The organism is Alicycliphilus denitrificans K601 (assembly GCF_000204645.1).
GTDB classification, from domain to species: Bacteria; Pseudomonadota; Gammaproteobacteria; order Burkholderiales; family Burkholderiaceae_C; genus Alicycliphilus; species Alicycliphilus denitrificans.
Window position 1 is genome coordinate 4,392,166 of sequence record NC_015422.1, and the last position, 25,409, is coordinate 4,417,574.

Below are 25,409 nucleotides of genomic sequence, written 5' to 3' on the forward strand. Positions count from 1 at the left end.
TCTGATTCGTCGGGATCATTCGCCATTGACCCAGGTCTTGAGGATGTTGGCCACGGCCACGGGGTTGTCGCGCGCGAGCTTGCGCGCATCCTCCAGGCGCAGTTGCTCGGCCGTGGGCTGCAGGTCCTGCGGCTGCACCGGCGCCGGCAGCGCGGGACGCTCCAGCTCTTCGGCGGCGATGGCGCTCAGCTGCCCGCCGCCCTCCTGCGGCCCCATGGCCGGCACGCCCCGCGGGCGCGCCTTGAGCAGCGGCCGCACCAGGCCCAGCAGCAGCAGGGCCACGGCCAGCGAGATGCCCACGGGCCAGCCCAGGTTCCTGGCCAGCTCCACCACCTCGGGCTGCTTCCACAGCGGCAGATCGACGCTGGGCGTGTCCTCGACCAGGAAGGGGGCATTCATCAGGTTCACCGAGTCGCCGCGCTCCTTGTTGAAGCCGATGGTCTCGCGCACCAGTGCCGTCATCTGCTCGATCTGCTCGGGCGAGAGCGCCTTGTTCACCGCCGGCTTGCCCGGGGCCTCGCTCACGCTCTGGTAGTTGACCACCACGGCCGCGTTCACGCGCTTGATGGCGCCGGCCCCCGCGCGCGTCACGCGCGTGGTCTTGTCCACCTCGTAGTTGGTGATGGATTCGCGTTTGCCGCCGGCCTGCTGGCCCGCCTGCTGCGCGTTGGCGGCCGTGGGCGGCGGGTTCGCGCCGTTGATGGGCGCGGTGGAGCCCTGCGGCGGCTGGTTGCTCACCGCGCCGGGCACGCCCGTGGGCGGCTGCGCCGCCGGCGCCGCGCCGCTCTCCACGATCTGCTGGCTGCGCACGGCGCTCGCGTCGGGCGACAAATTGGGGCGGTGCTGCTCGGAGGTGGACTCGGTCTGGCTGAAATCCACCTCGGCCGTCACCTGGGCCTTGACGTTGTTCTTGCCCACCACGGGTTCGAGCAGGTCCAGGATGCGGCGCGTGTACTGCTGCTCGATCTGCTGCACGTAGGCGAGCTGCTGCGCGTCCACGCCGCTGCCGGCGCCCCCGTCGGGCGACTGCGACAGCAGCTTGCCCGTGTCGTCGAGCACGCTCACGGCCGAGGGCGCGAGCTCGGGCACGCTGGAGGCCACCAGGTGCACGATGCCCGCGATCTGCGTCCTATCCAGGATGCGCCCCGGGTACAGGGTGAGCAGCACCGAGGCCGAGGGCTTCTGCTGCTCGCGGAAGAACCCGTTCTGGTTGGGCAACGCCAGGTGCACGCGCGCGCTCTGCACCGAGGCCAGCGCCTGGATGGAGCGTGTGAGCTCGCCCTCGAGCCCGCGCTGGAAATTGAGCCGCTCCTGGAACTGGGTCACGCCGAAGCGGTTCGTCTCCATGAGCTCGAAGCCCGTCACCGAGCCCTTGGGCAAGCCCTGCGTGGCCAGGCGCAGGCGCACGTCGTGCACGCGCTCGGCCGGCACCATGATGGCGCCGCCGCCCTCTGTGTATTTGTAGGGCACGTTCATCTGCGCCAGCTGGGCCACGATGGCGCCACCGTCCTTGTCGTTCAGGCCCGAGAACAGCACCCGGTACTCGGGCTGGCGGCCGTAGAAGAAAACGGCCACCAGGACCGCCAGCAGCAGCGCGGCCGCGGCCCCCAGGCGCAGGCGCGCGCCGCGGTCGAGCGACGTCAGCCGCTGCTGCCAGCCGGCGCTGGCGGCGGGGGGCGGGGTAACGGGGACTTCGGCAACTGCAGACATCGTGCTTTCCACAAGAGGGCGGGCGCCAGATGGGACTTTGGCGGTGCAGCGATTATCAAAAGCCCCCGCCCCTGCGTTCGCCGGATAAGGCGCGCCTTTGGCCATCATTTCCCCACTCCGGCGCGGCCCCGGGCGCCTACGATCGCACCATCTCCCACCCCCGTCCCCACCCGCCATGGATCTGCGCATCGCCAGCAACCAGTTCCCCCTCACCGGCACCCAGGTGGCGCGCCGCGCCGCCGCGCCGCAGGAGGGCACGCAGGAAGTGGGTTTCTCCTCCGCCTTCAAGAACGCCCTGCAGTCGGTGAGCGCCGCCCAGGACCGCGCCAGCGACCTGCAGCGCGAGGTGCAGCTGGAAAACCCCAAGGTCAGCATCGAGGAAACCATGGTCGCCATGCAAAAGGCGCAGATCGGCTTCCAGGCCACGCTGCACGTGCGCAACCGCATGGTGCAGGCCTATACCGACATCATGAACATGCAGGTGTGAGGCCCATCCAGGGGACTCCTGATTCGATAGCTGCAGGCGCTCCATCCATGAGCGCTACAGCCACTTTTATCCAAATTCCCCCACCCCCATCATCCCTCGGAGGAAAAGGGGTCCGCATGGCATCGCGCCAGGAATAAAAAGAGCCGGCCACCTCGCGGTGCCGGCTCTCCAGCCTTGGACTCGTCCAACGCGGCGCCACCACGCCGCGGCATGCATCAGTGCATCACCTGCAGCTGGCCCTCAAACAAATGCTCGAACTGCGTCAGCCAGGGTTCGGCCAGGACGCGGATCTGCGCATCATTGCGCAGGATGCGCTGCATGATGCGCGCCTTCTCCTTGCGCTGCGCAGGCTCCAGTTCTTGCTGCTGCGACTGGTAGCGCAGCTGCTCGATGAGCACGGCGCAGGCGCCCTCGCAGCGCACCACCTCGTCCCAGTCCTTGAGGCGGGCGGCCTCCAGCATCTTGGCGCTGCTGTTCTCGATGGCCTTGTAGTAGTCAATCAGCATTTCTGGCATGTCTCAGGCCTCCATCAGCGCGGGTTGCGCCATGTCATTGGCCGCGGCGTTGCTTTTCTTCATCTCGTTCCAGCCCTGGGCAATGGGCGCTATCAGGCGCGCCACCTCCTGCAGCAGGGCATCGTCGTTGCGTACATTGGCCTGAATCAGGCGGCCCAGACTGTAGTCGTACACGGCGCCCAGATTCTCGGCCAAGGCGCCGCCGCCCTTGCGGTCCAACGCCGTCATCAGTCCCTCTTCCAGAATGCGCACCGCCTTGGCGATGCTGTTGCACTTGGTCGGCACGTCACCGCGCGCCAGCGCGCCGCGGGCGGTGGCGATGGCGTTCAGCACGCCCTCGTACAGCAGGCTGACCAACTGGTGCTGGTCGATGGTGTGCATGCTGGTCTCGACGTTGATGCGCTGGTATGCGGAAGCAGCGCGGGGGTTCATGGCGGTGAACATGGCATTGGTCCTTGAGCTTGGCTTGCTATTCAATTTATCGGCACTGCGCCGCCGAACTGAAGCCTTTTACGAGGACTTGTTCCAGGTGGTCACCTGCTGGGCTATATAGGTGCTGAGCGCGTTCAGGGAAGCCATCTTCGTGTCCAGCGCCGTGTATTGTTGCGTGAGGCTCTTCTCCAGCCGGTCGGCCCGGTCGTTGATGCGCTCGACCTCCTTGGCGTTGAGCTTGAGCGCGCTGTCGTAGGTCTTGGTCTTGGTGGCGAAGAAGCCGTCGCTGGCCAGCAGCTTGTCTGTCACGGCCTTGAATTTACCGGCGAAACCTTCCGTCCCGTCGCCGTCATCGGGCCCGCGGAAGAACGCCTTGACCGCATCGGGGTCCTCCATGGCCTTGTTGAACTTGGTGGCGTCGAGCTCCAGGGAACCGTCCGGGGACAGGTTCCCCGAGCCCAGGCCACCCGCCGACACCACGCCCACGGCCGACAGGTTCCTGAGCACCCCCGAGCCGTTGACCGACTGCAGCGCCATGCGCAAGGTGTTCTGCAGGGTCATGACGGTGGAATCGCCCTGCAGCAGCGCGGACGTCTGGGTCTCCTTGTCGTACTTCGTCGACTCGTTCAAGGCGCTGTTGACGGCGTTGTAAGCCGCGACGAAGGCCTCGATGTTCTTCTTGACGGCCGAGCTGTCCTTCTCCACGGTGACCGTCACCGGCTCGGTCGTCACCTTGGCGGCCGTGAAGGTCACACCCGCCACCGTATCGGCAAAGGCATTGGTCGGCGAGCTCACGGCAATGCCGTTGACCGTGGCGTTGGCGTTCCTGGCGTACTCCGTCGTGGCCCCCGCCACCAGGCGAGACAGGCCGGCGCCATCGTCATTGCCGCCGTCGGCGTCGGCCACGCTCAGGCGGTAGCCCGCGGCCTCGCCCGTGGCATTGCTGCGCAGCAGCAGGCGCTCGCCCGTGCCGTCGTTGAGCACGGTCGCCGTCACGCCGGCCTTGGCGCCGTTGATCTTGCTGGCCACGTCGGCCAGGGTGTCGGTGGCACTCACGTCGATGCTCACGGCGGTGGCACTGCCTGCGGTGAACGCCTTGGGATCGCCCGCCCAGGAGCCGATCTCCACGGTCAGCGTTCCCTCGCCCACGGGCTGCTTGGTCGGCTGAAGCGCCGCCGAAATGGAGGATTGCGCGGTGGCCAGGTTCTGCACCTGCACGCTGAAGGAGGTTGCGGCCGCACCGCCCACGGCGCTGACGGAAACGGCGTCGGTGTTGGAGGACGACGCCTTCACCCCATTCCAGCCCGTGACGCTGTTGAGCTTGCCCGCCGCATCGGCCAGCGCCGACACCAGCGACTTGAACTGCCCGAAGGCCGACACCTTGGCATTGGTCACGGCCGCCTGCTGCTGCAGGCCGCCGGTCTTGGTGATAGGGAGCTTCACCGCATCGACCGAGGCCTTGATGAGCGCATTGACATCGACGTTGCCGCCCAGGCCGATGCCGATCGATGAAAAACTTGCCATGCCTTACCTCCGTATGCGCGCCGGCCAATTCCGTGACGCCAGAAATTATCGACTTCGCAGGGCCATGGCATCGCGCCGATAAATAGGGGAGAAAGCCTTCAATCTCCCGCGTCATCGCCGATGCCGGCGCTGCGTTTGCTGAAAGGCACGACGCGGCGGCGAGACAACTCGCCGCCGCGCGCCCGGGGCCATCACGGGGGCCATGCCTTGCGGCGCGGCCCCTGGCGCTGCATCAGCGCAGCAGCGACAGCACACCCTGGGGCAGCTGGTTGGCCTGGGCCACCATGGCGGTGCCGGCCTGCTGCAGGATCTGGGTGCGCGACAGGTTGGCGGTCTCGGACGCGAAGTCGGCGTCCTGGATGCGGCTGCGCGAGGCGGACATGTTCTCGGACGAGGTCTGCAGGTTGTTCACCGCGGTCTCGAAGCGCGACTGCAGGGCACCGAAGCTGGCGCGCTGGCCGTTCACCGCCGCGAGGGCCGAGTCGATGATCTTCAGCGCCTTGGTCGAGCCCTCGACCGTGCTGACGTCGATGGTGTTGACCGAGTTCAGCTTCGAGGCGCCAGCCGACACATACGCCGAAGTACCACCCATCGAGAAGCCCTTGTCGGACGAGAACTCCACCGTGCCGCGCGTCACGCCCGTCCCCGTAGAAGCCGCCACGGTGAGCGCGGCACCGAACTTCAACGAACCATCCGTCTGGCTCGCCGTGGTCGGCGCATCCAGCGCAGCCATCGTGAACGCAGCAGTTGCACTCTTGTTGGCGATGTCGATATTGGCGCCCGAATCATTGATCAAGAGGAGGCCGTCGCCGCTGGCGTTGACCTTGGCGGTGATGCCGGTCTTGGACGACACATCGTTGAACGCCTTCACCGCCCCGGCAAGGTCCTTGGCGTCGGTCGCGTTGAAGGTGATGGTCGATGCCGTGGTCGTGTCGTCGCCCTTCACCTCCAGCTGGAACGAACCCGAGAATGCGGTGAGCTTGAGTTCCGTCACGTTGCGTGCCGAAGCGGTCACGCCCGTGGTGTCTGCCACGGCATTGACCGCCGCGGCAATCTTCGCCGCGGTATCGGCGGCATCGACGTTCACGGTCTTGGCCTGCAGGCCGTTCACGATCACCGTGGCAGCGCCCGAGGCAGGCGCCGTGGCAGCCGCCGCCTGGTTGGCGGACTGGGCCAGGTTGGTGCCATAGGTAGTGGTACGGAAGTTGCCCGTGGTGGCGGTGATGGTCTGGTTGGCATTGGCGCCCACCTGGAAGGTGGCCGAGCCGAAGGAGCCGTCCAGCAGCTTCTGGCCATTGAACTCGGTGGTCACGGAGATGCGGTCCAGTTCGGACAGCAGCTGGCCCACCTCGGCCTGGATGGCCTTGCGGTCGCTGGCCGAGTTCGTGGCGTTGGCCGACTGCACCGAGAGTTCGCGCACGCGCTGCAGGATGTCGCCCGAGGCCTTGAGCGCGCCCTCGGCCGTCTGCGCCATCGAAATGCCGTCGTTGGCATTGCGCACCGCCTGGTTCAGGCCGCGGATCTGGCTGGTGAAGCGTTCGGAGATGGCCAGGCCCGCGGCGTCGTCCTTGGCGCTGTTGATGCGCAGGCCCGAAGACAGGCGCTGGATGGAGGTGTTGAGCGAATTCTGGCTGACGCCCAGGTTGCGCTGGGCGGTGAGCGAGGCGACGTTGGTATTGATGGTCGATGCCATGGCAAATCTCCTGAAAAGAACCGACTGGATATGGCGTTGCCGCCTACTGGGCCCAGAACCGTCTGGCCTCAGGGTTCACAGTGCCCTGGCGGGCCCTCTGTTGAACGGCGGGTCGTCACTTCTTGTTTCAAACGGCCCGTTGAATGTGTTTTCGGGACGTGCTTGAAAAACTTTAGGGGCGAATCCGTGGATTGGATGGTTTTCGCGCCGTTTATCCAGCCAACGCCCTGATGGCGGCTGCCCACAATCCGCTCATCGTTCCCTTACCGTCGGCCGCAGGGGCAACGCTTGAGCCGGCAGAAGTTTTTCCATTCAGCCACGCAGGAGTTCCGCCATGGCATCGACCATCAATACCAACGTCGCCTCGCTCACCGCCCAGCGCAACCTGGGCGTCAGCCAGAATTCGCTCAACACCTCCATCCAGCGCCTGTCTTCGGGCCTGCGCATCAACAGCGCCAAGGACGACGCCGCGGGCCTGGCCATCTCCGAACGCTTCACCAGCCAGATCCGCGGCCTGAACCAGGCGGCACGCAATGCCAACGACGGTATTTCCCTGGCCCAAGTGGCCGAGGGCGCGCTGGCAGGCTCGGGCAACATCCTGCAGCGCGTGCGCGAGCTGGCCGTGCAGTCGGCCAACGCCACGAACTCGGCCAGCGACCGCAAGGCCATCCAGGCCGAGGTGGGCCAGCTGCTGTCCGAACTGGACCGCATCTCCGTGACCACCGAGTTCAATGGCCAGAAGCTGCTGGACGGCTCCTTCGGCTCGGCCACCTTCCAGGTGGGCGCCAATGCCAACCAGACCATCACCGCCACCACGGCCAATTTCCGCACGACGATCTACGGCGCGCAGCTTTCGGCATCCGCCAGCGTACAGGCCACGGCAACAGCGCCTGCCTCGGGCGCTGCCACGGTGATCGTGAACGGCCTGCAGTCCAAGACCGTGAACGTCGATGCCGCCGATACCGCGGCGAAGATTGCCGCGGCGGTCAATGCCGTGGCAGACACCACGGGCGTGACCGCTTCGGCACGCAACGTGACGGAACTCAAGCTCACCACGTTTGGCTCGTTCGCGTTGGCAGTCAAGGGCGACGACACGACCACGGCATCGACCATCACCTTCAACGCGACCGACGCCAAGGACCTTGCCGGGGCGGTGAAGGCGTTCAACGATGTGTCGTCCAAGACCGGCATCACCGCCAAGGTCAACGCCAGCGGCGACGGCCTCCTCTTGATCAATGATTCGGGCGCCAATATCGACATCACGAACAATAGCGCAACAGGCCAAGGGGCACTGACGATGGCATCGCTTGACGCAGTGGCCACCGCGGCAGCGACCGACGGGTCGTTGAAATTTGTGGCAACCCCGCTGGCCGTTGCCGCCAATGGAGGAACCGGCGTATCGCGCGGCACGGTCGAGTTCGCATCGGACAAGGGTTTCTCGCTGGGGGGCAGCTCCACTTTCATCGGCGCGGGCGGCCCTTCCACCTTGAACTCGGTGAACACCATCGACGTCAGCACGGTCGAGGGCTCGACCAAGGCGCTGAAGATCATCGACTCGGCCCTCGCGGCGGTAAACGGCCAGCGCGCCAATTTCGGCGCCCTGCAGTCTCGTTTCGAGACGACCATCGCCAATTTGAACGTTTCGTCGGAAAACATGTCGGCTTCGCGCAGCCGTATCCAGGATGCCGATTTCGCGGCCGAAACCGCCAATCTGTCGCGCACCCAGATCCTGCAGCAAGCCGGCACCGCCATGGTGGCCCAGGCCAACCAGATCCCGCAGGGGGTGCTGTCGTTACTCAAGTGACACCAGGCACCGCGCGCGCCTGCTGGGGCGCACAATAAAAAAAAACCGCCCGGCCTCGGGCGGTTTTTGTTTGCAAATCAGGGTTGCAGGCTTGCTTGTACTGCGCTTGCAGCTATTATTTTCGCTGCGCACGACAGCCCACAGGGCCAGGACACCCGCATCTACCGCCCCGTCCAGGCCGCCTGCCATGCGTCGAGTGCTACCCCCTGCAGCATCCAATCCCGCCGCACCGCCTCTTGCAAGGCCGCGCCCGCACGCGCAGAGGCATCCAGATCGTGGATATGCCCGCGGATAGCGTTCACCCAATCCTTGAACCGGTTGCGCACCTTCGTGACTGGAAGTGCACTGCGCCGGTACGGACCCACGTCGCTGCAGACCACCGGGTAGCCACACGCCCCGTACTCCAGGAGCTTGAGCTGGCTCTTGCAGGCATTGAACATGTTGTCTTCCAGCGGCGCGATGGCCAGGTCCAACCCCAATGACGCCAGCCGCCCTGGGTAACGGTCGATGGGGACGCCCAGGTGGCATTCATGGACATGCTCCAGCAGCTCCTGCGGGCACATGCCAAAGAACACCCACTCGACCTCCTGCGCCAAGGCGCGCACCACATCGGCAACCAGCGCCAGGTCGCCCGCATGGCCCACGCCGCCGGCCCAGCCCACGCGTGGCTTGGCCGAACGGCGCCTGGATGGATTCAACGAACCCCACCACGGCAAAGGCAGACGGTTTTCCACGACCCGGATATCGGGATGCATGCCCGCAAATGCCTCTGCCAGAGGTTCGGTGGAGACGACGAACCTGTCCACGTACTTCAGCCCCTGCCGCAGCGCCTTGAAAACGTCGCGCTGCATCTCCTGCCGGTGCGCGCTTTGCACGGGCAGGCTCGGCAAATAATCGTCCAGCTCGTACACCTTGAAAGCCTGCGAGAAGGCATGCATGCGGCGCATGGACGCCAGTTGCACCTCGGTCAGCTGGCGCTGCAGCACGATCACGTCCGGCGCGTAGCGCTCCAGTTCCGGCGGCCGCAGGAGGTGCCCGGCGTATGCCCCTTCGATCCGCCCCTCGGCATGCAGCGCGCGCCAGGGCTGTATCACCCGGTAATGCCCGCACCCGAAGCCATCCGCCGGATGCGCCAGCACCTTGGGACCCCGCGCAGGAGCCCCTGCAGGCAGGCGCAAATGCGGCTCGACCTGGTAGCCCTGGCCGTCAAGGGCGAAGTGGCGGTGATAGGCGGGGTCATGCGCCAGCACCGGCAACCATTTCGCATACATCGCATCCTGTTCGGCCGCGAAGCGCGCATGCTTGGCCTCGTCCGTCGCCTTGTCCACGCTTTTCTGGCTCACGCTGCCCACGTGCATCACCAGCACATGCGGCGTCCAGACCACCAGATAGCCGGCCTGTCGCACCTTTAGGCACAAATCGACGTCGTTGTACGAAACCTTGAAGGCTTCTTCATCAAGCCCGCCCACTTCCTCGTACAGCGACTTGCGCACCATAAGGCAGGCGCCGGTGACAGCGCTCAGGTCCTGGTCCACCAGCAGCCGGTGCATGTGGCCCGGCGTATTCAGCGGATCGCCGATGTGGGGATGGTCGGCCGGGCCGTTCAGGCCCAGCACCACGCCCGCATGCTGGATGCGCCCGTCGGGATAGAGCAGCTTGGCACCGACAATGCCCACTTCGGGACGCTGGGCATGGTTGAGCATGCCGTCGAGCCAGTCGCCCTGCAGCACCGCCGTGTCGTTGTTCAGCAGCAGCAGGTACTCGCCCCGGGCCTGCCGGGCGGCCAGGTTGTTCATGGCCGAATAGTTGAACGGCAGGGGATAGCGCAGCACACGCAGTTGGTCCAGCCCCATGCGCTCGATGCCATCGAGCCATACCAATGCCTCAGGCGAGCTGCTGCCGTTGTCCACGATGAGCACCTCGAAATTGCGGTACGCGGTCTTTTCCAGCAGGGTTTCGACGCATTGCTGGAGCAGGGGTAGCTGATCCTTGGTCGGAATGATCACGGACACCAGCGGCGCCCGGCCATGCCCGTAGAGCACCCGGAACGTGCCCTGCGCGCCGTTGGCCACATCCGCGTCCGCATAGCCGCGCCGGCGCAAGTGGTCGAGCGCCACCCGCCGCGCATCCTCGCTGGCGGAAACCGCCAAGGGCGCAACCAGGAAAGGCTCCGGCACGTGGCACAGGCTGGAGAAATCGCCGTCCTCGGCCATGCGCAGCAAAGCGCCCAACTCGAACGCGCCGCCATCTTCAGGGACGAAGCCGCCCACGGCCGCCAGGGCATCGCGGTGGAAGAGCCAATGGCGCGCCATCGCCCCCGGAAAGCTCAGCAGCAGGTCGAGATTGAAGTCTGGCCGCAGTATGGGCAGTAGCGCCCCTGCGGGGTCGCGCACCATTTCATCCGCATACACCGCCCGGTACGCCGGTGCCCGCTGCAGCGACTGCAGCACCATCTCCAACCCCGCAGGCAAGAATTCCACGCCTGCCGGAACACGCAGCCACCACGGCTGGGCATGCCGCGCCATGAGCGCCTGGAGGGGGCCGCAGCCATTTCCGGCAGGCAGCACCGAAACGGCCAGGCCACGCGGATTGCGCCCATCGGGGCCAAGCAGGCTGCGCCGCGTGGCTTCGATGGCCTCGTCATCGTCGCCTTCGATCACGACGTGGATGGAGGCAGCCCCCTGGCCCTCCTCCCCGGCCATGCGGGCACGGGCGCCCTCGGGATCGCGCCGCTGGAGCCACTGCGCAAAGGTGTCGGCTGGCGCAGCAACAGCAGCACGCTCGCGCCGCAAATCTTCGAGAAGCGCCTGCGGCGGATCGCGCAATACACGCTGCGTGGCCTCCAGATAGGCATGGCCGAATTTTTCATCGGGCTCCAGGTAGCAACCCTCGCCCCATTCGTTCCAGGCATTGATGAAGACGATGCGCTCGTCCCCCTCGCGCTCTTCCAGGGTGCGCGCCACGGTGCCGCGCAGCCATTTCTCGTAGAGCTGCGGCGTGGAGCCATGGATCACGGTCGCGCCGCCCTTGCGCCTGCGGGCTGCGTTGTCCCAAGCAGGCACGATGCCGCGAAAGCGCTTGTAGGCCGGGCTCGGCCTGTCCAGCCAGAACTCTGCCAATTGCGCATAGTCCGCCAGATTCATGGAGCTGTCGCGCAGATGATGCAGGGGCATATCTGGCCCCAGCGCCGCGAAATTCACCTGGTGCGGCAAAAATTCGCAGGCAGCATCGAACTCGGCCGCATCGGGCGGCACCGAGCGGAAGCTCTCCACCGCGATCAGGTACACCTCGCCTATGCCCTCGCGCCGCCAGACTTCGCGCCACACGGCGGCCGCGCGGGCCACCTCAGGAATGATGTCGAGCCGGTAAACCACCAGCAGCGGCCTGCCATCGATGCGGATGTAGCGCGCGTCACGCAGGTAAGGCAGCAAATCGAGCGCAAAGCGCTCATCGAGCTCGGGCGAGTAGCTCTGGCGCATCAGCACCTGCTGCTCGCCACCGTCCCAGCGGCGCGTCCAATTCTCGTTGGCCCAGCACAGGCAGAACGGCAGGTCGATCTCGGGATGGCGCAGAAGCTGATCGACAGGCTTCTCAAGCAAGCGCTGGCCATCGAACCAGTAGTAATAGAAGCAGAACCCCTCGACTCCATGCTCGCGCGCAAGCCGGGCCTGACGCTCCAGCACGCGGACGTCGGAAAGGTCGTAGTAGCCCATTTCCGCCGGGACACGGGGTTGGTAGTGGCCGTCGAACAACGGTTGCCCCTGGCGCACGTTGTCCCACTCGGTGAAGCCCTTGCCCCACCAGGCATCGTTCTCTGGGATGGCGTGGAACTGAGGCAGATGGAATGCGATAGCCCTCACGCCGCATTTGGCATCAGTCCTTGCCGGATCAGCAGATGCATCAATTACTGCATCTTTGGTGCAGCCTCGCAGAACTCCATTCAAGTCAGGCGATCCAGTGGCCAAATACATTTGGCACAAATCGTCCAACGAATACAAAATAGCATCGTCAGCGCCAGAAGACGATTCCCTGCAGAAACGCTCGAACCACGCAGAATTGCAAACAGAATCTATGCCAACATAGTATCGGCTAAGCAGCCAATACAGCACATGCGAACGCTCCGACTTATAGCCATCATTCAATACATCGACAACATTAGATAAGCAATGCCCATCGGCAAATGGTGTCACGTATGAATTTCCAATGGATATCACTGGACGCTCATAAAGTAAAGCCTGTATCCCAACAGCCGAACTCACCGTGATCACAGCGTCACACATGAGCATCAACACCTGAGAGCTGGCATATATATCCCGACCTTGCGCGCTCCAGACAAAATGCGGATACTTCCTCGCCAGGTAACGTGCAACATCATCTGTCACCGAAGGATTATCCGGATGCTCCGTCACCACAACAGCTATGTCCTGAGGCACCTTCTCCAGCACTTCTTGCAAATAGTCAAATTGCGAGCCGAATCGGCAGTTCGCATCAAATGCATAATATCCAGAAAATTGCAAGGGCAAAAGCACTTTTTTTCTAAACCCACTGAGCCGCGCTCCATAGATCTCCCGCGCCCGAGGTAGTAGCCTGCTTACTCCTTGCTCAATGTAGATGTGACGCAACTTATCTACGAAGGCCAATTCTTCCTGGCTAGCACGAAAGGCAAGGATGCGGTCCGATTGACGGCATAAAAGGCTATCCTTGAACATGCCGCAAGGATCGAAATACAATGTGAGAGGAAAAGGTTTGCGGGAAAAAATTCCCACCTCAACATGAAGAACACGCGCCTCCGGAAACAAACGCTGCAAAAATGGCACCGGAGAAAAGGAGAGAATCACATCAGGCTTCCATGCCCCCAACAGCCTCTTCAAGTGCTCCGAAAATACGTCCTGAACCGCACCCAATTCACCAAAATACCAGCGCGATGTTATATCCAAATAATCTCTTCCAGCCTTCTCTATCAATGGTTGGTAATTGGCAATGAAAGTTGCATCGCCAGAAATCCCCCGATCTTGCGCAGCCTCTTGCAGAGCCTCCCCGAGCAACACACGGAAGTCGGCACCAACACCACTCAAAGAATTTTTAAATATCGCCGCAAAGTCCAGCCATCCAGTTTTCCAAGAAGGGCTTTGTCGTTCAATAAATGGCTCCAGATATAAGAGACAGCGCATCAAAATTCCCCTATCGACCGAAGGATATCCTTTGCAGGCATACCCATTGCCACCGCTCGTCCAACACGCCACTCCTTATCGATTCCCGACATCACCGCTGCCTGCACAGCACTCCAGTGACGCTGCGGAATGACGACTACGCCATCCACATCGCCAAATACATAATCGCCATTAACGACATCAACCCCTGCCATGTGAAGTGGCTTGTTCATTGAGCGAACTACTCCACGATATTTAATATCAGAACAATAAAACCCACGCGCAAATACTGGAAAATCCAGCGCCCCCACCGCCTCGGCATCGCGTGTCAATCCATTAATGATTGCCCCATCCGCCCCCGCACGTGCCGCAAGCCCGGCATTAAGTCCGCCGAAATATGCACAACCCGGCACCATGTTATCTACAACGACAATATCACCAGGACGGACAAAATCATAGCTATCAAGTGCGTCATAAATATTTTCCCAGCACTCACCAGGGCGGCACTTATCGAGAAGCATGGTCTTGGCCCTGCCAAAAATCTTCCGACGAATATTAGGTTGCAGATATTCGGGCAGAGAGCATTGCATACCCATTTCACGGGTAATATCCGACAACATTGCCGACGATAGATACGGCTTCAATGCCTGCATAGCCAGGTTTTCTTGAGCACGCCTCCCTGCAGATATGCTCTCAGCAAGCAGCAGATCGGCTGGCCAATTGACATCCACGCTCTCCTCTGGGCTCAACTCAAAGAAATATGGAGAAGCCGTGAAGCGCCGAGTGACAGGCACCCCTCCCCGCTTGACCATATATAGGCTCATAGCCTCTATATCAATAGAAGGAAGATCCACACTATTAGGAATTCGCCCCCATCCATAATCTGGCACACCATCTTTCCACATGTATTGTTTTTCGCGGCGAATCGCCACCAGCGACTCTGCACCAGACTCAAGAAAACATGACAAAGCTCGATCTATAGTTGCCGCACCAACAAACGGCGCAGTACAAAGAACCTGAATATATACATCAGCAGTCACTTGAGAACATTCATAAGCAAAAAGCTCATGCCCATCCGTTTGGTTGCTCGCCAGCTCGACAGGGCGTTTTAATATTTTTACAGGAAGATCATCCACAAGAGAAATCAACTCACTCGAATCAGTATCCAAGTAAACCTCATCAATCTTCGTGCACTCCAGCAGTTGGCGCAACTTTCTCTTGAAGAGATACTCACCATCAAGAATAGACAAATTTTTATTCTTGATCCGTTCGCTGTAACCCTTGGCAGGAACAAAAGCAACTATCTTCATATTAAATTCCTTTTCACACACATTGAGATTAATGCACAAGTACCTAGCATTGAATACACAATGGATTCAGCCACAAGAACACAAAATTAACAGCACGAGATCTCTCCAGTTTCCGGGCTTCGCCTAACCAAGAGCCTTCCGCCGACACCTTTATTTAAGTCAACCACTCCCAATTCCATCGACGAACCTCGCATTCGGCCCCACAGTGCACCAAGCTGCTGAAGCACATCTGCCCACCAGCCTTTGGCAAAACCGACAAGCCACCTTGCGCACCGTTTTTGACTCACCATCGGAATCGCACTTTTCTCTGGATTAAGAACGACTCGCCTACCGCAGCAGGATAAGTTCAATTCGCAGGCGTGAAAGCCTGCAAGGCGGATGAAATACCCGCCAATTACCGACTTCAGGAGCCTCCCCACGGTAGCCAAAAAGCAGAGCCGGAGGCAGGCCCGGAACAAAGCCTCCAACTGAGCCATGATTCCTGCTCAAATGCGCCGAACGCCATCCGATACCATTGATACGATTCGCTTCCCGCCGTTGCTCCGCCTGCGTTCGGAGCGCGACATCTTCCCGCCAATAGGCCCCTGAAGACCCATGTTCGTCATCCTCGGCTACCTCGTCACTTTCGGCTGCGTCTTCGGCGTGTTCATCGCCCATGGCGGCAACATCAAGGTGGTGCTGGAGGCTCTGCCCTTTGAAATGATCACCATCGGCGGCGCCGCTGCGGGCGCCTTCGTGGTGAACAACCAGCCCAAGGTGCTCAAGGCCACCATGGCCATGCTGCCGCAGGTGCTCAAGGGCAACAAATACACCAAGGCGCGCTACATGGAGCTGCTGGCCATGCTCTATGAGATCCTGCAGAAGGCGCGCAAGGAGGGCCTGATGGCCATCGAGGCGGACGTGGAGTCGCCGCAGGACTCGGAGATCTTCAAGAAATTCCCCACCGTGGGCACGGACCACCATGTGCTGGAGTTCACCACCGACTACCTGCGCATGATGGTCTCGGGCAACCTGAACGCGCACGAGATCGAGGCGCTGATGGACAGCGAGATCGACACCCACCACCAGGAGGCGCATGCCCCCGTGGCTGCCCTCACGCGGCTGGCCGGCGCGCTGCCGGCCTTCGGTATCGTGGCGGCGGTGCTGGGGGTGGTGAACACCATGGGCTCGGTGGGGCAGCCGCCGGCGGTGCTGGGGGGCATGATCGCCTCGGCCCTGGTGGGCACCTTCCTGGGCATCTTGCTGGCCTATGGCCTGGTGGAGCCGCTGGCCGGCCTGCTGGAGCAGAAGGCCGAGGATGCGGGCAAGGAGTTCGCCTGCATCAAGTCCACGCTGCTGGCGAGCATGCAGGGCTACAACCCGTCCACGGCCATCGAGTTCGGCCGCAAGGTCCTGTTCTCGGGCGACCGGCCGAGCTTTTCAGAGCTCGAAAGCCACGTCAAGGGCAAGAAGTAACAGCCCGGGCAGGCGACCATGGCCGAAAAGAAGCTCCAGCCGATCATCATCAAGCGCATCAAGAAGGGCGGCCACGCTGCCCATGGCGGCGCCTGGAAGATCGCCTACGCCGACTTCGTGACGGCCATGATGGCCTTCTTCCTGCTGATGTGGCTGCTGGGCTCCACGGCCAAGGGCGAGCTGCAGGGCATCGCGGCGTATTTCGCGTCGCCGCTGAAGGTGGCGATGCAGGGCGGCGACGGCGCGGGCAACAGCTCCAGCGTGATTCCGGGCGGCGGCAACGACCTGTCCAAGGTGCATGGCCAAGTGCGCCGCTCCGACTCCGAGAGCAACACCAGCACGCGCAGCATCGACACGGTGCGCGCCGAGCGCGCCCGCCTGGACGCGCAGCGCATCAAGGCGCTGCAGTCCAAGATCGACGCCATGATCACCGAGAACCCGCGACTGAACGAGTACCGCTCGCAGATCCGCATCGACGTGACGCCCGACGGGCTGCAGATACAGATAGTGGACGACCAGAACCGCCCCATGTTCGACAGCGGCAGCGCGCTGGTCAAGCCCTACATGCGCGACATCCTGCGCGAGATCGGCGCGGCCCTGGGGAGCGTGGAGAACCGCATCAGCCTGGCGGGCCACACCGACGCCGCGCCATACGGCAATGGCGACCGCGGCTACAGCAACTGGGAGCTGTCGGCCGATCGCGCGAACGCCTCGCGCCGCGAGCTGGTGGCCGCCGGCATGCCCGACGCCAGGCTAGGCCGCGTGGTGGGCCTGGCGGCCAGCGACCTGCTGGAGCCGGACAACCCGCGCGCGCCGGTGAACCGCCGTATCACGATCACCGTACTCACGCACGAGGCCGAGGAGCGGCTCATGGGCAAGAAGAACGTTGCATTCCCCCTGCCACCGGCCGATGCCGAAAAGCAGGACAATCCGACGCCTCCCCCCCAAAAATAAGTAACAATATGTCGCATTGCCGACAACCGTCCAACCATAGTCCCCCCACTTGCACCGAAAGGGTCCTTCGTGTCCTCCGCCCTTCGCTTTCTGATCGTTGACGATTTCTCCACCATGCGGCGCATCGTCCGCAACCTGCTCAAGGAAAGCGGCTACACCGAGGCCGACGAGGCCGAGGACGGCGTGGTGGCGCTGAACAAGCTGCGCAACGGCAAGTTCGACTTCGTGGTCTCGGACATCAACATGCCCAACATGAACGGTTTCCAACTGCTCACCGAGATCAAGAAGGACGACACGCTCAAGCACCTGCCGGTGCTCATGGTGACGGCCGAGGCGCGCAAGGAAGACATCGTGGCCGCGGCCCAGGGCGGCGCGGCCGGTTACATCGTCAAGCCCTTCACCAAGGCCACGCTTGAGGAGAAGGTTGCGCTGATCCTGAAAAAAATGGGGCTGTGAGCATGCAGGCAGAGGACCAGGATGCGGTTGCGCCCAGCGCGGCGGGCCCCATTCACAACCAGATCGGCCTGCTCACGCGCCAGCTGCACAACGCGCTCAACGAGCTGGGCTACGCCGACCAGCTGCGCGGCAGCATGGGCGAGCTGCCCGACGCGCAAAGCCGCCTGTCCTACATCGCGCGTCTCACGGGCGAGGCGGCAGAGAAGGTGCTCTCGCGCGTGGAACAGGCAAAGGCCCAGCACGACTACATCGCCAGCGAGACGCGCCGCGTGGTCGCCTCCCTGGTGGCCGACCCGGTGGCGGCCGTGGCCAAGGGGGAGATCTTCAACTTCCTCACCGACGTGGAACGCGTGACCAAGGAAGCGGACACCCACCTCACCGAGATCATGATGGCGCAGGACTTCCACGACCTCACCGGCCAGGTGATCGCGCGCGTGGTGAACCTGGCGGCCACCATCGAGCAGCAGCTCGTGCAGCTGCTGATACAGACCGCGCCGCCGCAGGCGGCCCCGCAGCCGCCCGCCGAGCCGCGCCGCGAACACCTGCAAGGCCCCGTGGTCAACCCCGAATCGACGCCCGACGTGGTAACCAGCCAGTCGCAGGTGGACGACCTGCTCGCCAGCCTGGGGTTCTGAAGCCCCGCCCTGAATAGCGCCGCCCCAGCCCCTTTATTCGGGCTTTCTCTTTCCCTTCGGCTCCCGACAATGGCCTGACCCTGACGTCATGCCGCCATGAGTTCGAGCCAAGACAAAAACCTACCCGCCACCGAGCGCAAGCTGCAGAAGGCCCGCAGCGACGGCCAGGCCGCGCGCTCGCGGGACCTGTCGCACCTGGCCATCCTGGGCACGGGTGCGCTGGCGCTGCTGGTGCTGGCGCCCTGGTTCGTGGAATACCTGCAGCGCGCCCTGCGCCAGCAGTTGGTGTTCAACGCCGCCACCGTGCAGATGCCGGGCGAGATGCTCTCGCGCCTGCGCACCATGGCCGGCGTGGGCCTGCTGGCCAGCGCCGCGTTCGCGCTGCTGACGAGCGGGGCAGCGCTGCTGAGCGCCATCGGCGCGGGCGGCTGGATCTTCAGCCTCAAGCCCATCACGCCGCAGTTCAACCGGCTCAACCCGCTGTCGGGCTTCGCCAACCTGTTCTCCAAGCAGCAGATGGCCAACGTGGCCAAGATGGTGCTGATGACGGGCATCCTCGCGGCGGTGGCCTGGAACTTCATGGGCCGCAGCATCGAGCAGATGGCCGCGCTGGTACTGCAGCCCTCACCGCTGTCGCTGCGCCACGCGGGGCAGTGGATCGTCTCGGGCATGAGCCTGCTGCTGCTCGTGGTCTTCCTGTTCGCCGTGATCGACGTGCCGCTGCAGGCATTCTTCTTCAAATCGCGCCTGAAGATGAGCCACGAGGAAGTCAAGCAGGAGCACAAGGAGTCGGACGGCAACCCGCAGCTCAAGGGCCGCCAGCGCCAGCGCGCGCGCGAGATCGCCGACCGCGCCAGCATCGCCGCGGTACCGAAGGCCGACTTCGTGGTCATGAACCCCACGCACTACGCCGTGGCCCTGAAGTACGACGAGGCCAGCATGGGCGCGCCCCAGGTGGTCTCCAAGGGCACGGACCTGCTGGCCTTCAGGATCCGCGAACTGGCCCAGCAGCACGGCGTACCGGTGCTGCAGTCGCCCATGCTGGCGCGCGCGCTGTATGCCCACGCCGAGCTGGAGCAGCCCATCCCCGCGCAGCTCTACACCGCCGTGGCCCAGGTGCTGGCCTATGTGTACCGCCTGAAGGCCGCGCTGCGCGGCGCGGGCCCCATGCCCGAGGCCCAGCCCGTGCCCGACGCACACATTCCGCCCGAACTCGACCCGCACCACAAGCCGGCCACGGCCCCAGGTAACGCATGAGCACGCCCTCCCCCCTCCACTCCATGCGCCAATGGGCCGGCGTCCACGGCTCGGCCCTGCAGGGGCTGTCGGCCCCGCTGCTCGTGGTGGCCATCCTGGCGCTGATGGTGCTGCCCATCCCCGCGTGGCTGCTCGACACCTTCTTCACGCTCAACATCGCCGTGGCGCTGATGGTGATGATGGTGGCGGCCTACATGGTGCGGCCGCTGGACTTCGCAGCCTTCCCCTCGGTGCTGCTGCTCACGACCTTGATGCGCCTGTCGCTCAACGTGGCCTCCACGCGCGTGGTGCTGCTGGAGGGCCACACGGGCCCGGGCGCGGCAGGCGCGGTGATCGAGGCCTTCGGCCACTTCCTGATCGGCGGCAACTTCGCCGTGGGCCTGATCGTGTTCGCCATCCTGGTGGTCATCAACTTCGTGGTGGTGACCAAGGGCGCGGAGCGCATCGCCGAGGTCTCAGCGCGCTTCACGCTGGACGCCATGCCCGGCAAGCAGATGGCCGTGGACGCCGATCTGAACGCCGGCCTGATCGACGAGAAGGAGGCCAAGCGCCGCCGCGCCGAGGTGCAGGAGGAGGCCAACTTCTTCGGCTCCATGGACGGCGCGAGCAAGTTCGTGCGCGGCGACGCCATCGCCGGCATCCTGATCCTGATCATCAACATCGTGGGGGGCTTCGCCATCGGCATGCTGTCGCATGGCCTGTCGGCAGGCGACGCGGCCAACAGCTACATCCTGCTGGCCGTGGGCGACGCGCTCGTGGCGCAGATCCCGGGGCTCTTGATCTCGGTGGCCGCGGCCATGGTGATCTCGCGCGTGGGCAAGGAAGAGGACATGGGCCGCCAGATCGTGCAGCAGCTGTTCATGTCGCCGCGCGTGCTGGGCATGGCGGGCGCCATCCTGGTGCTGCTGGGCCTGATCCCGGGCATGCCGCACGCGGTGTTCCTGCTCATGGGCAGCAGCCTGGGCTGGGCCGCCTGGCTGCTGCTGCAGCGCCAGAAGCAGGCGGCCGTGGAGCCCGAGGCGCCGCCCGCCCCCGTGGGCGACGGCGAGGCCAGCTGGGACGACCTGCAGCCCGTGGACCTGCTGGGCCTGGAGCTGGGCTACCGGCTGATCGCCCTCGTGGACAAGAACCGCCAGGGCGACCTGCTCACGCGCATCAAGGGCGTGCGCCGCAAGTTCGCGCAGGAGGTGGGCTTCCTTCCGCCGGCCGTGCACGTGCGCGACAACCTGGAGCTCAAGCCGAGCAGCTACCGCGTGCTGCTGCGCGGCGTGGTGGTGGGCGAGGGCGAGGCGCATCCGGGCATGTTCCTGGCCATCAACCCCGGCGGCATCTCCACGCCGCTGATCGGCACGCCGACGACCGACCCGGCCTTCGGCCTGCCCGCGCACTGGATCGACGCGGCCCAGAAGGAAGCGGCACAAATGGCGGGCTTTACCGTGGTTGATTCGGAAACCGTGATGGCGACCCATTTGTCACACTTGATGCAAGTGCACGCCGCCAAGCTCCTGAGCCGCACCGAGACGCAGCAGCTCGTCGAGCATGTGGCCCGGCTGGCACCCAAACTGATCGAGGAAGTCGTACCCAAGATGGTCTCCATCACCACGTTCCAGAAGGTGCTGCAGCTGCTGCTGGAGGAGTCCGTGCACATCCGCGACATCCGAACCATCATCGAGACGCTGGCCGAGCATGCCGGCGGCACGCAGGACCCGGCCGAGCTGGCGCGGCGCGTGCGCATCGCCCTTTCGCCGGCCATCGTGCAGCAGATCTACGGCCCCACGCGCGAGCTCAGCGTCATCGCCATCGAGCCCGGCCTGGAGCGCCTGCTGGTGCAGGCCCTCTCCAACGCCAACGGCCCGGCACTGGACCCCGGCGTGGCCGACCTGCTCACGCGCAAGGCCGCCGAGGTGGCGCTCAAGCAGGAGGAGATGGGCATGCCCGCCTGCCTGCTGGTGCCCGACGCGATCCGCAGCGCCATCGCGCGCCTGGTGCGCCGCGTGGCGCCGCGCCTGCAGGTGCTGGCGCACAGCGAGATCCCTGAAACCCACACCATCCGCATCGGCCCCATCCTCCAAGGTGCATCGTCATGAACATCAAACGCTTTACCGCCCCCACCGCCCGCGAGGCCCTGGCCAAGGCGCGCATGGCCTTCGGCGAGGGCACGCTGATCCTGTCCAACCGCCCCACGGCCGATGGCGTGGAGGTGATGGCCACGGCCGAGGAGAGCCTGTCGAGCAGCCTGCACGGCGGCGCCGAGCCCGCGCCCAGCCGCCTGCAGGAGCGCGCCGACGACATGGCCGCAAGCCAGCCCATGCGCGCGCAGAAGGAACTGCCCCGCCCCGCGCCCGGTGCGGCACAGCCCGGCACCGAGGCACGCGGCACCGTCGCCAAGGACACGGAGCAGCTGGCCATGAGCACGCTGTCGTTCCAGGACTACGTGCGCGAGCGCATGCTGCGCCGCCGCCACGAGGCCCTGCACGGCACGGGCGCCGCAGCGCCCCTGGGCGAGCGCGCGGCCCTGGAACGCCACGCGGCGCCGGAGCTGCCCGCGCAGCCCCCCGCGAGCCCCCCCGTGGCACGCCACAACCCGCTGCGCACGATGCACGCGGCCCTGGGGGCCGAGCAGCTCACGCCGCGCCGCGGCGAAGCGCCCGCCCCGGCGGCCAACGCCGCCCCCACGCTGGCCGCGGGGCTGGGACAGCAGAACCTGATGAAGGAACTGCAGTCCATGAAGGACCTGATCGAGGACCGCTTCAACACCCTGGCCTGGCTGGGCCAGGCGCGCCAGAACCCGATCCAGTCCAACCTGATGCTCAAGCTCATCCGCGCGGGCTATTCGCCGGCGCTCTCGCGCGCCGTGCTGGAACACCTGCCCGAGCAGCTGGGCGCGCAGGACGCTGTGCGCTGGCTCATGGACGTGCTCGAACGCAACCTGCACACCGACGCGCAGGCGCTGCCGCTGTACGAGGAAGGCGGCATCTACGCCATGGTGGGCGCCACCGGCGTGGGCAAGACCACCACCACCGCCAAGCTGGCCGCGCTGTGCGCACGCATCCACGGCCCGGCCAGCGTGGGCCTGATCACGCTGGACACCTACCGCGTAGGCGCGCACGAGCAGCTGCGCTCCTACGGCCGCATGCTGGGCGTGGTGGCGCACCTGGCGCACGACCGCGCCGCGCTGCAGGACCTGCTGGGCCTGCTGGCCGGCAAGAAGATGGTGCTCATCGACACCACGGGCGTGGCCCCGCGCGACCCGCGCAAGCGCGAGCTGCTCGACGTGCTGCAACTCCCCGGCGTGCATCGCCTGCTGGTGCTCAACGCCAGCAGCCACGGCGACACGCTGGACGACGTGCTCACCGGCTTCAAAACCGACGGCTCGCAACAGGCCATCCTGTCCAAGGTGGACGAGGCCGTGAAGCTCGGCCCGGCCCTGGACGCGCTGATCCGCCACCAGATGGTGCTGCGCGGCGTAACCAACGGCCAGCGCGTGCCCGAGGACTGGGAGGCCGCCGACGCGCACAAGCTCGTGCGCGCCTCCATGCGCACGAACGTGAAGTCGGCCTTCGACCCCAAGGTCAGCGAGCTCAACTTCTTCTTCTCGCCGGCCGCCGAGGCGGTCCACGAACAAGGACTGGCCGATGTTGCTTGACACCGCCATGCACCAGGCCATGGGCCTGCACAGCCTCACCCCGCAGAGTGACCTGCGCCTGCTGGCCGTGCTGAGCCAGCCCGACGGCGGCCCCTGGCTGGAGATGCTGTGGCAGCTGTGCGCGCACCTGCAGCGCCTGGGCTACCCCGTGGTGGTGCTGGACGGCACCGCGCGCGAAGAGCCGCACGCCCCCGGGCTCGCGCAGCTGCTGGGCCCCGCGCCCTGGCCCGGCGCCGGGGCGCTGGACACGGCGGCCGCCGGCGCCTCGCTGGCCGTGCTGCCTGCCGCCCGCGGCCTGGCCTGGCTGGCGGAGCAGGCCCAGGCGGAAGAAGAAGGCACGGCCGCGCTGCGGCGCCTGCACCCGCTGTTCCGCGCCTATGCGCTCGTGGTGCTGCACGCGCCGCCCGAGCGGCTCGCGCCGTTGCTGCACGGCAGCGCCAGCATGCCGCTGATCATGACCGGCCCCGGCACGCAGGGCATGGTGCGCTGCTACCGCCAGCTCAAGCACATGGCGCTACATGCGGGCGTGCGCTGCACCGTGGCCGCCATCGTGCCGCCGGGCGTCGCCCCGCAGCCGCAGCAGACCGCCCAGACCCTGGCGACCTTGCAGCGCAGCGCCCACAAGCACCTGGGCCTGCCCATCCACACCACCACGGTGACCGCCGCACGCGCGCAGGACATCCAGCGCCTGGCCCTGCAACTGCTGGAAAATGCCGGTACCCTGGACGCCGCCCTGCCCCTGCTGCACGCGCAGGGCTGCACCGCCCTCTCTCCCCTGGACCGGAGCCACTGACCCCTATGTACACAGCGAAAGGCCAGCTCGACCGGGACGCGCTGTTTCACCAGCACCTGCCCCTGGTGCGGCGCATCGCGCACCACATGATCGCCAAGCTCCCGCCCAACGTGGAGCTCGATGACCTGGTCCAGGTCGGCATGATCGGCCTGACCGACGCGCTCTCGCGCTACGAGGCGGCCCAGGGCGTGCAGTTCGAGACCTTCGCCAGCCAGCGCATCCGCGGCGCCATGCTCGACGAGCTGCGCGACGGCGACTGGATGAGCCGCGGCGCGCGCAAGAGCCAGAAGGAGATCGAGCAGGCCCTGCACCGCGTGGAGCAGCGCCTGGGCCGCAGCCCCATGGAGTCCGAGATAGCGGCCGAGCTGGGCATGGACCTGGCGGACTACCAGGCCCTGCTGGGCAAGGTGCGCGGCACGCAGCTCGTGTACCTGGAGGACATGGGCGGCGGCGAGGAGGGCGAGGAAGGCTTCCTGGACCGTCACGTGGCCGACGAGGGCGCCGACCCCATGGCCGTGCTGCGCGACCAGCGCCTGCGCACCTCGCTGGTGGCGGCCATCAAGCAGCTACCCGAGCGCGAGCAGCACATCATGGGTATGTACTACGAGCACGACATGAACCTCAAGGAAATCGCCGCCGTGCTGGGCGTGACCGAGTCGCGCGTGTGCCAGCTGCACAGCCAGGCGATTGCGCGGTTGCGGACCAAGATGCGGGGACATTAAGGCTTTTTGGCCCCTGGCGCGCTGTGGTATTGCGCTGGCAGCTATCTTTTTCGGGTAATTGCTTTGGCGTTAGGTGTCGCTAGCCGGGATGTGCGAGCGGCCAGCCACGCTCAAAAAACCACCTGAACCTCACCCCGGCGCCCGGTAGATCCGAGCCCCCGGCGACGCAATGGAGGGCCCATAGGTCACCCCCTGCGCCGGCGGCAGCAGGGACGCCGCCTGCCGCTCGGTCAGCGCCAGCACGCGCGCCAGCTGGTCGCGCACCAGGCTCAGCCGCCGGGCGATGGCCTGCACGCGCTCGGCCGCGCCCTGCGGCACGCCCGGGCCCAGGGCCTGGACGAGGGTGGTTGCCGCCTGGCGCAGCTGCGCGGCGGTTCGTTCGAGGGTCTGGGGGTCTGAGGACAGCAGCGCAGCCTGCATGTCCTGCAGCTGCGCCTCGATGGAGGAGAGCGTGTCGTCGAGCGGCATGGGGCGAATCTATGGCCGTCCGCCCCAGACGGCGGTCAGCCGCGGGAACGGGACAGGGTTTCGTAGGCGTTGGCCAGCAGCTTGTCGGCCACGGCCTCGGCATCGACCTTGAAGCTGCCGTTGTCGATGGCCGTCTTGACGGCCTTGACCTTGCCCGCGTCGAAGTCGGCCGTGCTGCGGCCAGCCTCCACGCCGCGCGCCGTGGCGGACAGCGTGACGGGCACGCCGACAGCGGCGCGCGATGCGCTCTGGCTTGCTGCCTCGGCGGCGGGCGCGGGCGCGGCTGCCTTGGCCTGCTGCCGGGCGGCAGCGGCCTGCGACAAGGTGCTCGCAATATCCGGGTTGTTTCCAATCTTCATCGCACTCTCCACCACCCCTGTGAGATGTGGGGCCAGTAG

20 protein-coding genes are annotated in these 25,409 nt (G+C 65.2%); 11 read left to right on the forward strand and 9 right to left on the reverse strand.

Annotation, left to right across the window (positions count from 1 at the left end):
• Window positions 1–15 precede the first annotated feature (15 nt).
• Window positions 16–1,710 (reverse strand): flagellar basal-body MS-ring/collar protein FliF, encoded by a 1,695-nt coding sequence (gene fliF / locus ALIDE2_RS20855; protein WP_013520635.1) that lies wholly within the window; start codon window positions 1,708–1,710, stop codon window positions 16–18.
• A 175-nt stretch (window positions 1,711–1,885) separates the two neighbouring features.
• Between fliF and fliE the strand changes: the two genes are divergently transcribed.
• Window positions 1,886–2,197: a flagellar hook-basal body complex protein FliE gene (gene fliE, locus ALIDE2_RS20860; RefSeq protein WP_013520636.1), complete on the forward strand. Its 312-nt coding sequence runs from the start codon at window positions 1,886–1,888 to the stop codon at window positions 2,195–2,197.
• Window positions 2,198–2,412: 215 nt separating this feature from the next.
• On the opposite strand, the gene ALIDE2_RS20865 is transcribed toward fliE, so the two are convergent.
• From ALIDE2_RS20865 to ALIDE2_RS20880, 4 genes are all read right to left on the reverse strand, one after another.
• Window positions 2,413–2,712, reverse strand: a complete 300-nt coding sequence (locus ALIDE2_RS20865; protein WP_013520637.1) for a flagellar protein FliT — start codon at window positions 2,710–2,712, stop codon at window positions 2,413–2,415.
• A gap of 3 nt (window positions 2,713–2,715) precedes the next feature.
• Entirely contained in the window at window positions 2,716–3,156 is a 441-nt protein-coding gene (gene fliS / locus ALIDE2_RS20870) for a flagellar export chaperone FliS (RefSeq protein ID WP_013723063.1), read from the reverse strand.
• A gap of 66 nt (window positions 3,157–3,222) precedes the next feature.
• The gene (gene fliD, locus ALIDE2_RS20875; protein WP_013723064.1) at window positions 3,223–4,668 is read right to left on the reverse strand and encodes a flagellar filament capping protein FliD; all 1,446 of its coding nucleotides are present in this window, start codon (window positions 4,666–4,668) and stop codon (window positions 3,223–3,225) included.
• Window positions 4,669–4,900: 232 nt separating this feature from the next.
• Entirely contained in the window at window positions 4,901–6,361 is a 1,461-nt protein-coding gene (locus ALIDE2_RS20880; protein WP_013723065.1) for a flagellin, read from the reverse strand.
• 334 nt (window positions 6,362–6,695) lie between these two features.
• Between ALIDE2_RS20880 and ALIDE2_RS20885 the strand changes: the two genes are divergently transcribed.
• A complete protein-coding gene (locus tag ALIDE2_RS20885) occupies window positions 6,696–8,165 on the forward strand; it encodes a flagellin N-terminal helical domain-containing protein (RefSeq protein WP_013520641.1) in 1,470 nt (489 codons plus the stop codon).
• A 161-nt stretch (window positions 8,166–8,326) separates the two neighbouring features.
• Here ALIDE2_RS20885 and ALIDE2_RS20890 read toward each other — a convergent pair whose 3' ends face one another.
• Window positions 8,327–13,336 carry a glycoside hydrolase family 99-like domain-containing protein gene (locus ALIDE2_RS20890; protein WP_013723066.1) on the reverse strand — a complete coding sequence of 1,670 codons (5,010 nt, stop codon included), beginning with the start codon at window positions 13,334–13,336 and terminating at the stop codon, window positions 8,327–8,329.
• Entirely contained in the window at window positions 13,336–14,625 is a 1,290-nt protein-coding gene (locus ALIDE2_RS24710; RefSeq protein WP_013723067.1) for an RraA family protein, read from the reverse strand. The genes ALIDE2_RS20890 and ALIDE2_RS24710 overlap by 1 nt, the downstream gene beginning before the upstream one ends.
• 594 nt (window positions 14,626–15,219) lie before the next feature.
• Here ALIDE2_RS24710 and motA point away from each other — a divergent pair.
• From motA to ALIDE2_RS20935, 9 genes are all read left to right on the forward strand, one after another.
• Entirely contained in the window at window positions 15,220–16,080 is an 861-nt protein-coding gene (gene motA, locus ALIDE2_RS20895) for a flagellar motor stator protein MotA (RefSeq protein WP_013520644.1), read from the forward strand.
• Window positions 16,081–16,098: 18 nt separating this feature from the next.
• Complete coding sequence (gene motB, locus ALIDE2_RS20900) at window positions 16,099–17,034, forward strand: flagellar motor protein MotB (protein ID WP_013723068.1); 936 nt, start codon at window positions 16,099–16,101, stop codon at window positions 17,032–17,034.
• Between the two features lie 69 nt (window positions 17,035–17,103).
• On the forward strand, window positions 17,104–17,490 hold the full coding sequence (gene cheY, locus ALIDE2_RS20905; RefSeq protein ID WP_013520646.1) for a chemotaxis response regulator CheY: 387 nt from the start codon (window positions 17,104–17,106) through the stop codon (window positions 17,488–17,490).
• Between the two features lie 2 nt (window positions 17,491–17,492).
• On the forward strand, window positions 17,493–18,125 hold the full coding sequence (locus ALIDE2_RS20910) for a protein phosphatase CheZ (RefSeq protein WP_013520647.1): 633 nt from the start codon (window positions 17,493–17,495) through the stop codon (window positions 18,123–18,125).
• Between the two features lie 96 nt (window positions 18,126–18,221).
• Complete coding sequence (locus ALIDE2_RS20915) at window positions 18,222–19,382, forward strand: EscU/YscU/HrcU family type III secretion system export apparatus switch protein (RefSeq protein WP_013520648.1); 1,161 nt, start codon at window positions 18,222–18,224, stop codon at window positions 19,380–19,382.
• The gene (gene flhA, locus ALIDE2_RS20920; RefSeq protein WP_013520649.1) at window positions 19,379–21,469 is read left to right on the forward strand and encodes a flagellar biosynthesis protein FlhA; all 2,091 of its coding nucleotides are present in this window, start codon (window positions 19,379–19,381) and stop codon (window positions 21,467–21,469) included. The genes ALIDE2_RS20915 and flhA overlap by 4 nt, the downstream gene beginning before the upstream one ends.
• Complete coding sequence (flhF, locus tag ALIDE2_RS20925) at window positions 21,466–23,028, forward strand: flagellar biosynthesis GTPase FlhF (RefSeq protein ID WP_013520650.1); 1,563 nt, start codon at window positions 21,466–21,468, stop codon at window positions 23,026–23,028. The genes flhA and flhF overlap by 4 nt, the downstream gene beginning before the upstream one ends.
• Complete coding sequence (locus ALIDE2_RS20930; protein WP_013723069.1) at window positions 23,018–23,821, forward strand: hypothetical protein; 804 nt, start codon at window positions 23,018–23,020, stop codon at window positions 23,819–23,821. Before flhF ends, ALIDE2_RS20930 begins: the two co-directional genes overlap by 11 nt.
• Window positions 23,822–23,826: 5 nt before the next feature.
• Entirely contained in the window at window positions 23,827–24,543 is a 717-nt protein-coding gene (locus tag ALIDE2_RS20935) for an RNA polymerase sigma factor FliA (RefSeq protein ID WP_013520652.1), read from the forward strand.
• 129 nt (window positions 24,544–24,672) lie between these two features.
• Here ALIDE2_RS20935 and ALIDE2_RS20940 read toward each other — a convergent pair whose 3' ends face one another.
• A complete protein-coding gene (locus tag ALIDE2_RS20940; RefSeq protein ID WP_013520653.1) occupies window positions 24,673–25,011 on the reverse strand; it encodes a hypothetical protein in 339 nt (112 codons plus the stop codon).
• Between the two features lie 35 nt (window positions 25,012–25,046).
• Entirely contained in the window at window positions 25,047–25,370 is a 324-nt protein-coding gene (gene flgM / locus ALIDE2_RS20945; protein ID WP_013520654.1) for a flagellar biosynthesis anti-sigma factor FlgM, read from the reverse strand.
• Between the last annotated feature and the right edge of the window lie 39 nt (window positions 25,371–25,409).

Coding starts and splice junctions, on each gene's coding strand:
- fliF (WP_013520635.1), bottom strand. CDS start 1,710: ATGTCTGCAGTTGCCGAAGTCCCCGTTACCCCGCCCCCCGCCGCCAGC.
- fliE (WP_013520636.1), top strand. CDS start 1,886: ATGGATCTGCGCATCGCCAGCAACCAGTTCCCCCTCACCGGCACCCAG.
- ALIDE2_RS20865 (WP_013520637.1), bottom strand. CDS start 2,712: ATGCCAGAAATGCTGATTGACTACTACAAGGCCATCGAGAACAGCAGC.
- fliS (WP_013723063.1), bottom strand. CDS start 3,156: ATGTTCACCGCCATGAACCCCCGCGCTGCTTCCGCATACCAGCGCATC.
- fliD (WP_013723064.1), bottom strand. CDS start 4,668: ATGGCAAGTTTTTCATCGATCGGCATCGGCCTGGGCGGCAACGTCGAT.
- ALIDE2_RS20880 (WP_013723065.1), bottom strand. CDS start 6,361: ATGGCATCGACCATCAATACCAACGTCGCCTCGCTCACCGCCCAGCGC.
- ALIDE2_RS20885 (WP_013520641.1), top strand. CDS start 6,696: ATGGCATCGACCATCAATACCAACGTCGCCTCGCTCACCGCCCAGCGC.
- ALIDE2_RS20890 (WP_013723066.1), bottom strand. CDS start 13,336: ATGCGCTGTCTCTTATATCTGGAGCCATTTATTGAACGACAAAGCCCT.
- ALIDE2_RS24710 (WP_013723067.1), bottom strand. CDS start 14,625: ATGAAGATAGTTGCTTTTGTTCCTGCCAAGGGTTACAGCGAACGGATC.
- motA (WP_013520644.1), top strand. CDS start 15,220: ATGTTCGTCATCCTCGGCTACCTCGTCACTTTCGGCTGCGTCTTCGGC.
- motB (WP_013723068.1), top strand. CDS start 16,099: ATGGCCGAAAAGAAGCTCCAGCCGATCATCATCAAGCGCATCAAGAAG.
- ALIDE2_RS20910 (WP_013520647.1), top strand. CDS start 17,493: ATGCAGGCAGAGGACCAGGATGCGGTTGCGCCCAGCGCGGCGGGCCCC.
- ALIDE2_RS20915 (WP_013520648.1), top strand. CDS start 18,222: ATGAGTTCGAGCCAAGACAAAAACCTACCCGCCACCGAGCGCAAGCTG.
- flhA (WP_013520649.1), top strand. CDS start 19,379: ATGAGCACGCCCTCCCCCCTCCACTCCATGCGCCAATGGGCCGGCGTC.
- flhF (WP_013520650.1), top strand. CDS start 21,466: ATGAACATCAAACGCTTTACCGCCCCCACCGCCCGCGAGGCCCTGGCC.
- ALIDE2_RS20930 (WP_013723069.1), top strand. CDS start 23,018: ATGTTGCTTGACACCGCCATGCACCAGGCCATGGGCCTGCACAGCCTC.
- ALIDE2_RS20935 (WP_013520652.1), top strand. CDS start 23,827: ATGTACACAGCGAAAGGCCAGCTCGACCGGGACGCGCTGTTTCACCAG.
- ALIDE2_RS20940 (WP_013520653.1), bottom strand. CDS start 25,011: ATGCCGCTCGACGACACGCTCTCCTCCATCGAGGCGCAGCTGCAGGAC.
- flgM (WP_013520654.1), bottom strand. CDS start 25,370: ATGAAGATTGGAAACAACCCGGATATTGCGAGCACCTTGTCGCAGGCC.